The organism is Polaromonas sp. P1_E3 (assembly GCF_056405935.1).
The window spans coordinates 1-8,804 of the sequence record NZ_JBFUBD010000108.1; the positions used below are offsets into that span (position 1 = coordinate 1).

Annotated in this window: 10 protein-coding genes; 4 read left to right on the top strand and 6 right to left on the bottom strand. The window is 62.1% G+C overall.

Going from position 1 to position 8,804, the window contains the following annotated elements; genetic code table 11:
- Together AC1D0Z_RS12575 and AC1D0Z_RS12580 are read left to right on the top strand one after the other, a co-directional pair.
- Nucleotides 1-661, top strand: a 661-nt coding sequence (locus tag AC1D0Z_RS12575; RefSeq protein ID WP_477658580.1) for an ATP-binding protein, incomplete at its 5' end; no start/stop codon positions are given.
- Nucleotides 658-1,098 (top strand): NUDIX domain-containing protein, encoded by a 441-nt coding sequence (locus AC1D0Z_RS12580; RefSeq protein ID WP_477658581.1) that lies wholly within the window; start codon nt 658-660, stop codon nt 1,096-1,098. The genes AC1D0Z_RS12575 and AC1D0Z_RS12580, both read left to right, overlap by 4 nt.
- Before the next feature lie 515 nt (nt 1,099-1,613).
- Here the strand turns inward: AC1D0Z_RS12580 and AC1D0Z_RS12585 are convergent.
- Together AC1D0Z_RS12585 and AC1D0Z_RS12590 are read right to left on the bottom strand one after the other, a co-directional pair.
- Complete coding sequence (locus AC1D0Z_RS12585) at nt 1,614-2,261, bottom strand: lytic transglycosylase domain-containing protein (protein ID WP_477658582.1); 648 nt, start codon at nt 2,259-2,261, stop codon at nt 1,614-1,616.
- A gap of 31 nt (nt 2,262-2,292) precedes the next feature.
- On the bottom strand, nt 2,293-4,035 hold the full coding sequence (locus tag AC1D0Z_RS12590; protein ID WP_477658583.1) for a proline--tRNA ligase: 1,743 nt from the start codon (nt 4,033-4,035) through the stop codon (nt 2,293-2,295).
- Between the two features lie 171 nt (nt 4,036-4,206).
- Here AC1D0Z_RS12590 and AC1D0Z_RS12595 point away from each other — a divergent pair, with 171 nt between their 5' ends.
- A complete protein-coding gene (locus tag AC1D0Z_RS12595; RefSeq protein ID WP_477658584.1) occupies nt 4,207-4,914 on the top strand; it encodes an RNA pyrophosphohydrolase in 708 nt (235 codons plus the stop codon).
- The gene (locus tag AC1D0Z_RS12600; protein ID WP_477658585.1) at nt 4,911-5,420 is read left to right on the top strand and encodes a CNP1-like family protein; all 510 of its coding nucleotides are present in this window, start codon (nt 4,911-4,913) and stop codon (nt 5,418-5,420) included. Before AC1D0Z_RS12595 ends, AC1D0Z_RS12600 begins: the two co-directional genes overlap by 4 nt.
- A 36-nt stretch (nt 5,421-5,456) precedes the next feature.
- Here the strand turns inward: AC1D0Z_RS12600 and proB are convergent, their stop codons facing one another.
- From proB to rplU, 4 genes are all read right to left on the bottom strand, one after another.
- A complete protein-coding gene (gene proB / locus AC1D0Z_RS12605; RefSeq protein ID WP_477658586.1) occupies nt 5,457-6,593 on the bottom strand; it encodes a glutamate 5-kinase in 1,137 nt (378 codons plus the stop codon).
- A 105-nt stretch (nt 6,594-6,698) separates the two neighbouring features.
- Nucleotides 6,699-7,775, bottom strand: coding sequence for an Obg family GTPase CgtA (gene cgtA, locus AC1D0Z_RS12610; RefSeq protein ID WP_457279680.1), 1,077 nt, complete (start codon nt 7,773-7,775; stop codon nt 6,699-6,701).
- A 115-nt stretch (nt 7,776-7,890) separates the two neighbouring features.
- The gene (gene rpmA / locus AC1D0Z_RS12615) at nt 7,891-8,148 is read right to left on the bottom strand and encodes a 50S ribosomal protein L27 (protein WP_122955354.1); all 258 of its coding nucleotides are present in this window, start codon (nt 8,146-8,148) and stop codon (nt 7,891-7,893) included.
- A gap of 27 nt (nt 8,149-8,175) precedes the next feature.
- Entirely contained in the window at nt 8,176-8,487 is a 312-nt protein-coding gene (gene rplU, locus AC1D0Z_RS12620) for a 50S ribosomal protein L21 (RefSeq protein WP_477658587.1), read from the bottom strand.
- Nucleotides 8,488-8,804: the final 317 nt, after the last annotated feature.

Sequence of the window (8,804 nt, forward strand, 5' to 3'; positions counted from 1 at the left end):
GGCCTGCCTCAATGAATATTCGGCGCGCGGCTTACGGCTGATCGAGGTCGACAAGGCCGACCTGACCGACCTGCCGGACATCGTCGACGTGGTGTCCGGGCTGCCCGAAAAATTCATTGTCTTTTGCGACGACCTGAGTTTTGAAGAAGGCGAGCCCGGTTACAAGGCGCTCAAGTCCATCCTCGATGGTTCTGTGGCGGCGGCCACGCCCAATGTGCTGATCTACGCGACCAGCAACCGGCGCCACCTGCTGCCCGAATACATGACGGAAAACCTCACCTACACCCACGGCGACGATGGCGAGGTGCATCCCGGTGAGGTGGTCGAGGAAAAGATTTCGCTGTCGGAGCGCTTTGGCCTGTGGGTCAGTTTTTACCCCTTCACCCAGGACGAATACCTGACCATCGTCGCGCAGTGGCTGTCGTCCTTCGGCGTGGGCCCCGACGCGATTGCGGCGGCCAGGCCGGCATCGCTGGTCTGGGCGCTGGAGCGCGGCTCGCGCAGCGGCCGCGTGGCCTACCAGTTCGCCCGCGACTACGCCGGCCGCGACAGCGCCAGCCGGCCTGTGGCGGCTGCGCCCATCGCGGCGTATGAGCGGCCGGGCGCGGCGGCTGCTGCTGCGTCGCCCGACGGCGACCACGCCCCCGACCATTCGACATGAGCGTGCTGGTCGCCGACGGCGAGCGCCCGCGCGAGGGCGGTGTGGACCGCAAGGTGGTCGACGTGGCCGTCGGCGTACTGATCCGCCCGAACGGCGATTTCCTGCTCACCTCACGCCCGCCAGGCAAGGTTTACGAAGGTTATTGGGAATTCCCCGGCGGCAAGCTCGAAGCCGGTGAAACCGTCGAGCAGGCCCTGCGACGCGAACTGCAAGAGGAAATCGGCGTCACCATAGGCGCCGCCCAGCCCTGGAAAGTAGAAATGGTCGACTACCCGCACGCCCTGGTGCGCCTCAACTTCTGCAAGGTCTTCGACTGGACCGGCGAGCTGCACATGCATGAAGGCCAGTCCTTTGCATGGCAAAACCTGCCGGTGACAGTGCAGCCGGTGCTGCCGGGCACGGTGCCCGTGCTGGACTGGTTTGCCGCAGAAAAATAGAACACCCCCGTTCAGGCTCACTGCGTGTAGCCTGCTCCCCCCCTTGCAGGGGGCGGCGCCTCCAGGCCGGCAAAGCCGAAAACTAAGTTCACCCCGTCGAACGCTCACTGCGTGTAGCGCCTTCCCCCTTCCAGGGGCGGCGCCTGCGGACTGGCAGAGCCAGATCCGCGGCCCCTGCTGGCAAGGCAGCCGGCCGCTATTAAATTTATAGCTGCTCGCGCCCGCCAGCATTGGGCTAGAGGCACTATTCATGGGTAAAAAGAGGCCAAAAATCCCCTTTTAGAGACCAAAATGCCTTCAGGACTCGTTGTATTGGCCGTAAAACATCGTCAAAACCCTGTTTTCAGGCATTAAATCGGACCTCAGCCCAATAGGGACGTGCACGAGTAGCTATTGAATTGATAGCGCCATGCTGTATCAAGCTGGGGCCGCGGAACTGGCTTTGCCAGGCCGCAGGCGCCGCCCCCTGCAAGGGGGGAGCAGGCTACACGAAGTGAGCCTGAACGGGGGTGTGCCTAATATTCCCAGGCCTTGCTGGCCCCCATCACGGCGTTCGGATAAGGCGACTTGCCCCGCGATCCGTTGTAACGGCCCAGGCCCATGAAGAGGTCGCCGCGTTCGCGGTCCAGGTAGTGACGCAGGATCACGCAGCCAAAGCGCAGGTTGGTCTGCATGTGAAAGAGTTTGGAGGGGTCACCGTCGCCGATCACGCGCGTCCAGAAAGGCATGACCTGCATGTAGCCGCGCGCGCCGACGACGCTCACTGCGAACTTGCGGAAGTTGCTTTCCACCTGGATCAGGCCCAGCACCAGTGTCACGTCCAGCCCGGCGCGCTTGCTTTCATACCAGACGGTCTGCAAAAACTCCTTGCGGATTTGCCACTCGGGTTTTTTCTTTTTCAGCCGCTCGCTCATGGCGCCCAGCCAGCGCAGGTAAGCCAGCCGGCTTTCGGTGTCCTTGAACTCGGGCACGGGCGGCGCCTGGTTGGCAATCGCCGAGCTCAGCGCGGTGCGCACCGAGTCGATCAGCGGCTCTTCGACCTGCGCACCGGCATGCGCCTGTTCGGCCAGCAACAACGGGCTGAGGGCAATGGGCAGGGCCTGCAGGCAGCTGCGCCTGGAAACCCCCTGCGGCTTGGGCGGGGAGGCGCCGGATGCGGACATTGTCAATGAGCGCACAGAAACCATGGAAGCGTCAAAGCGCCAGCTTTCCCTTGAGGAAGGCAAAAGCGCCGGCAACGTCGATCTTGCTGGAAGCTGCATCGCGGCGGTGCTGGTATTCGAGCTGGCCGTCTTTCAGGCCGCGGTCGCCGATGGTGACGCGGTGCGGCACGCCAATGAGTTCCCAGTCGGCGAACATGGCGCCGGGGCGTTCACCGCGGTCGTCCAGGATCACGTCTACACCGGCTGCGAGCAGTTCGTTGTAAAGCTTGCTGGCGGCGGCCTCGACCTCGGGAAAACGGTCGGGGCTGATGGGGCACAGCACCACGGTGAAGGGGGCAATCGCATCGGGCCAGATGATGCCGCGCTCGTCGTGGTTCTGCTCAATGGCGGCGGCCGGCAGGCGCGTGATGCCGATGCCGTAACAACCCATTTCCAGGAACTGGGGCTTGCCGTTTTCACCGAGGAAGGTGGCGTTCATGGCCTGGCTGTATTTGGTGCCGAGGTAGAACACGTGGCCGACCTCGATGCCGCGCTCGATCACCAGCGCGCCCTTGCCGTCGGGCGAAGGGTCGCCGGCGACCACGTTGCGGATGTCGGCCACCAGTTCGGGCTCGGGCAGGTCGCGGCCCCAGTTGACGCCGGTGACGTGGTAGTCCACTTCGTTGGCGCCGCACACCCAGTCGGCCATGGCCGCGACTTCGCGGTCCACCACCAGCTTGACAGGCTTCTTCAAATTGAGCGGGCCGAGGTAGCCGGGCTTGCAGCCGAAATGGTCTTCAATCTCCGGCAAGGTGGCAAAGCGGAAGTCCGCCAGGCCCGGCACCTTGCCCACCTTGACTTCGTTCATGTCGTGGTCGCCGCGAAGCAGCAGCAGCCAGACCTGCGTCTTGACGATCTTGCCCGTTTCGTCGGCCTGGTCGGTGGCCAGCACCAGCGACTTGACGGTGGAAGCGAGCGGGATGCCCAGCAGCTCTGCGACGTCCGCGCAGGTGGCCTTGCCCGGTGTGGCGGTTTTGGTCAGCGCCTGGGTAGCTGGCTTGCGTGCGCCCTGGGGTGCCAGCGCCTCGGCCTTTTCCATGTTGGCGGCGTAGTCGCTGCCGGGGCAGTAGACGATGGCGTCTTCACCGGTCGCGGCGATCACCTGGAACTCTTCGCTGAGGTCGCCGCCGATGGCGCCGCTGTCTGCCGCGACGGCGCGGTAGGTGAGGCCAAAGCGGTCAAAGATCTTGCGGTAGGCCGCTGCCATGACCTGGTAGCTGGCCTTGGCGCTGGCCTGGTCGCGGTCAAAGCTGTAGGCGTCCTTCATGATGAACTCGCGTCCGCGCATCAGGCCGAAGCGTGGGCGACGTTCGTCGCGGAACTTGGTCTGGATCTGGTACAGGTTTTTGGGCAGCTGCTTGTAGCTCTTGATGTCCTGGCGCATCACGTCGGTGACGACTTCCTCGCTGGTCGGCTGGACGACAAAGTCGCGGCCGTGGCGGTCCTTGATGCGCAGCAGCTCAGGGCCCATTTTTTCAAAACGGCCGGTTTCCTGCCAGAGCTCGGCCGGCTGGATCACCGGCATGGTCATTTCGATGGCGCCGGCCCGGTTCATTTCCTCGCGCACGATGGCCTCGACCTTGCGGATCACGCGCAGCCCCATCGGCATGTAGTTGTACACGCCGGCGCCCAGTTTCTTGATCATGCCGGCCCGCATCATGAGCTGGTGGCTGACGACTTCCGCGTCGGCAGGCGCTTCCTTGAGGGTGGAAATAAAGAACTGGGAGGCTTTCATGGGCGGTTTTCGGGGATTCCGGGGTTGGAAAAAAGGATGGGAAAGAGTCGAAAAAGAGTCGAAAAAGGGACGGGAAAGTGACGAGAAAGGGGTGCTGCAGCCCGCCGTGCGCTTGGCGCTGGGGCCTTCGCTGTGCATAATGGACTCAGTTTAAAAAATTGAGGTTTGATTATGCTTGACCGGGACGGCTTTAGGCCCAACGTCGGCATCATCTTGCTCAACCAGAGAAGTCAGGTATTTTGGGGCAAACGTATCCGTACCCACTCGTGGCAGTTTCCGCAGGGTGGCATTGACCGGGGCGAAAATCCCGAGCAGGCCATGTACCGCGAGTTGCATGAAGAAGTGGGGCTGTTGCCGCAGCATGTAAGCGTGCTGGCCCGAACCCGAGACTGGTTGCGCTATGAGGTGCCTGACCGGTTCATCCGCCGCGATGCGCGCGGACATTACAAAGGCCAGAAACAAATCTGGTTCCTGCTGCAGCTGGTCGGCCACGACTGGGACCTGAACCTGCGCGCAACAGACCACCCGGAGTTTGATGCCTGGCGCTGGAACGATTACTGGGTCCCCCTGGATGTGGTGGTCGAGTTCAAGCGCGGCGTGTACGAAATGGCCCTGACCGAGCTGTCGCGGTTCGTTCCGCGCGCGGACACGCGTTTTGAGCAACGTCCGGACCACCGCAACCGTTATTTGCGCGGAGGGCTGCACCACGCGCGCGACCATGCAGGCCAGGCCGGCGAAGGCGGCCTGCCGCACGCAGGCGAGTCCTTTCACGCGCCACTGACGAGGCTGGGGGCGTCTTTTGAATTGCCGCCCGGCGCCACTTTTGAACCCGATCCGCAGACCAGCCTGGATGCGAACATCCAACCGACCAAGCCATGAATTTCAAACCCGCCCTTGGGGCCGCCGCGCTTTTGCTGGGGATCAGCTGTACCTCATGGGCTGCGGCCCCGCTGGAAGATCCCGAAGAGTGGAAAGAAGACAACGTGTCGGCGCCGCCGGCATTTGACCTTGCCAAACTCATTACTTTTGAGGTGTCGCTCAATTCGCAGCTGGTGTACGGTGTAGACCCCGCCACCATCCAGATTTCGAGCAAGGACAGCGTCGTGCGCTACGTGATCGTGGCCTCCAATGCCAGCGGCGCGCGCAACGTGATGTACGAAGGCATACGCTGCAGCACCGGTGAATTCAAGACCTATGCCCGTTATTCAGACGGCAAATGGACCAACGTCAGCAATCCGGAGTGGAAGTCGATGTTCGGCAACATGCCGTCCAAGCACCCTTTGCGTTTTGCCAGGGCCGGCGCCTGTGACAGCGCGGCGCCTGTGCAAACGGTAGACCTGCTGGTGTCGCGGCTGAAGAACCCGAATTTCAGGACCCGGGAATAAGGGGCCTGCGGCTGCGAAGCCGTGGCGCCGGCAAACCTAGCGGGTCAATACCAGGTTGGTACGGTGAACCATCTCGGGCTCACCCGTATAACCCAGCAGTTTTTCGAACTCTGACGATGCCTTGCGGCAAATCATGCGGGCTTCGGCGCTGGAGTAATTGGCCAGGCCACGCGCAATTTCAATGCCTCCAGGGTCCCGGATGGCGATGACATCCCCGCGTGAGAACTCGCCCTGAACCGCCGTCATGCCGATGGGCAGCAGGCTTTTTCCGTCATCGCGCACCTTGCCGGCGGCGCCCGCGTCCACAGTGACGGAGCCCCGCATTTGGAGGTGATCCGCCATCCATTGCTTGCGTGCCTGCATTTTCTGGGTCTGCGCCACCAGCAGCGTGCCGATGGGCTCGCCCTGGGCGAGCCGGACCAGGGCCTGGGGCTCACGCCCCCAGGCGATGACGGTGGATGCGCCTGAGCCCGCAGCGCGCTTGGCCGCCAGAATTTTGGTGATCATGCCGCCCTTGCCGATGCTGGAGCCGGCGCCACCCGCCATGGCCTCCAGTGCCGCGTCGCCAGCCTTGGCTTCGTGCACAAACTGCGCCGACGGGTCCTTGCGCGGATCGGCGGTGTAAAGGCCGCGCTGGTCGGTGAGGATGACAAGCGCATCGGCTTCCACCAGGTTGGCGACCAGCGCGCCCAGCGTGTCGTTGTCGCCGAACTTGATCTCGTCGTTGACGACCGTATCGTTTTCGTTGATGACGGGCACCACGCCCAGCTGCAGCAGCGCGAGCAGGGTGGAACGGGCGTTGATGTAGCGTTCGCGATCAGCCAGGTCAGCGTGCGTCAGCAGGACCTGGGCGCTGCCGATGCCGTTTTCGCGCAGCTTGGTTTCGTAAACCTGGACAAGCCCCATCTGGCCTACGGCGGCGGCCGCCTKCAGCTCGTGGATGGCCTTGGGCCGGGTTGCCCAGCCGAGGCGTTTCATTCCCTCGGCGATGGCGCCACTGCTGACCATGATGACCTCCCGGCCGTCCTTCACGAGGGCTGCCAGCTGCTCGCACCACTGGCCGATGGCCACGGAATCCAGCCCGCGCCCTTCGTTGGTGACCAGGCTGGAGCCAACCTTTACCACGATGCGTTTGGCGTTGCGCAGGACCAAGGAGCCGGTTTGTTCTTGCATTTAAGTATATTTTAGGGCTCTAGCCCAATCAGGGCGGGCGCAAGCAGCTATCGTTTATATAGCAAACGCTGGCGGCGTTTACCCGGAAATCAGCGGGAAAAGCCGTTACGGGGATTCCGGCGGCAGTTCGGCAAATCGCGGATCAACCTCTTCCACCGGCTGTTCGCTTTTCTGGACTTGCTTGACATGCTGATAGATGGTTTTGACCAGCTGCTCGCAACCCTCGCGCGTCAGGGCCGAGATTTCGAAGACGGGGCCCTTGAACTTGAAGCGCTTGACGAAGTCCTTCACGAGCGCTGCACGTTTGTCCTTGTCCACCATGTCGAGCTTGTTGAGGACGAGCCAGCGTGGTTTGTCGTAAAGGGCTTCGTCGTATTTTTTGAGTTCGCCCACAATCGCCTTGGCCTGCGCCACCGGGTCCACGCCTTCGTCAAAAGGCGCCATGTCGACAATGTGGAGCAACAGGCGGGTGCGCTGCAGATGCCGGAGGAACAGGTGGCCCAGTCCGGCGCCTTCGGAGGCGCCTTCGATCAGGCCGGGAAGATCCGCCACCACGAAACTTTGCTCCGGGCCCACGCGCACCACGCCGAGGTTGGGGTGCAGGGTGGTGAAGGGGTAGTCCGCGATACGTGGACGGGCATTGGAAACAGCCGAAATAAAGGTGGATTTGCCAGCGTTGGGCATGCCGAGCAGGCCGACGTCGGCCAGCACCTTCAATTCCAGCTTGAGGCTTTTGCGCTCGCCGGGCCAGCCGGGTGTCTTGCTGCGCGGCGCGCGGTTGGTCGAGCTTTTGAAACGCAGGTTGCCGAAACCGCCGTCGCCGCCCTTGGCGATCAGTACCTGTTCGCCCGGAACCAGCAGTTCGTAAAGTACTTCCCCGGTTTCGCCGTCGGTCAGGATGGTACCGACCGGCATCTTGAGGATGATGTCATCCCCCTTGGCGCCGAACATGTCTGACCCCATGCCATGCTGGCCGTTACGGGCCTCATGGCGGCGCGAAAACCGGAAGTCCACCAGCGTGTTCAGGTTGATGTCGGCCACGGCGTACACATGGCCGCCGCGCCCGCCGTCGCCGCCATTGGGGCCGCCGAACTCCTTGTACTTCTCGTGGCTGAAGGAGACGCAGCCACTCCCGCCATCGCCAGCGGCAATGTCAATAAAGGCTTCGTCAACAAATTTCATGATGGAGTGCTGCGGTTAAAACAGGAGCGTCAGGCGAAAAACAAGTTTACAAACAAAAAAGCCCCGACAGGTCGGGGCTTCGTTTCAGTCGAAGTGACTTGCCGAAGTGATCAGCTTAGGCCGGGGTCACATTCACGGTGTGCTTGTTCAGCGCACCCTTGACGGAAAACGAGACCGAGCCGTCAACCAGCGCAAACAGCGTGTGGTCTTTGCCGATGCCGACATTGACGCCTGGGTGGAACTTGGTGCCGCGCTGGCGCACGATGATGCTGCCTGCGTTAATGACTTCGCCGCCAAATTTCTTGACGCCGAGCATTTTGGGCTGTGAATCACGCCCGTTTCGCGTAGAGCCGCCGCCTTTTTTCTGTGCCATTTTTCGTTACTCCTGGTACGTCCCTGCTTAACCGGCGATGGCGCCGATTTGCAGTTCCGTGTAGTTTTGCCGGTGGCCCTGACGCTTCTGATAGTGCTTGCGACGGCGCATTTTGAAAATGCGAACCTTGTCGTGCCTACCCTGGGAAAGGACAGTGACTGTAACAGTGGCGCCGGACACCAAGGGCGTACCAACCGTGATYGWGCTGCCGGTGCCGACAGCCAATACCTGGTCAATAACGATCTCTTGGCCTACGTCCGCAGCAATCTGTTCTACTTTAATTTTTTCTCCAGTAGCAACCTTGTATTGTTTGCCACCGGTTTTTATGACCGCGTACATGTAAGACCTCTTTATTGAGTTCTGCAGACGGATTTCCGCAGAGCCCAATATTCTAGCACGGTAGGGCCGGATTGACCAGAACGGGCGTTTTGCGGCGTTCGGGAGGCGCCCCAGGGCTGCGCCAGCGCCGCCGGACGGAGGGGCTTCCTATAATCTGCCCAGATTTCACATTCCCAACACCTGGATCTCCTTTGTCCGTCAATTCCTCCAGCACTGCCGCAGCCCTAGCCCTGATTGCCGACGACATGCGTGGAATGGACGCGGTCATTGAGCGCCGCCTCAGATCAGAGGTGCCGCTGGTCAGCCAGGTTTCGCAG

Coding starts and splice junctions, on each gene's coding strand:
- AC1D0Z_RS12580 (WP_477658581.1), top strand. CDS start 658: ATGAGCGTGCTGGTCGCCGACGGCGAGCGCCCGCGCGAGGGCGGTGTG.
- AC1D0Z_RS12585 (WP_477658582.1), bottom strand. CDS start 2,261: ATGTCCGCATCCGGCGCCTCCCCGCCCAAGCCGCAGGGGGTTTCCAGG.
- AC1D0Z_RS12590 (WP_477658583.1), bottom strand. CDS start 4,035: ATGAAAGCCTCCCAGTTCTTTATTTCCACCCTCAAGGAAGCGCCTGCC.
- AC1D0Z_RS12595 (WP_477658584.1), top strand. CDS start 4,207: ATGCTTGACCGGGACGGCTTTAGGCCCAACGTCGGCATCATCTTGCTC.
- AC1D0Z_RS12600 (WP_477658585.1), top strand. CDS start 4,911: ATGAATTTCAAACCCGCCCTTGGGGCCGCCGCGCTTTTGCTGGGGATC.
- cgtA (WP_457279680.1), bottom strand. CDS start 7,775: ATGAAATTTGTTGACGAAGCCTTTATTGACATTGCCGCTGGCGATGGC.
- rpmA (WP_122955354.1), bottom strand. CDS start 8,148: ATGGCACAGAAAAAAGGCGGCGGCTCTACGCGAAACGGGCGTGATTCA.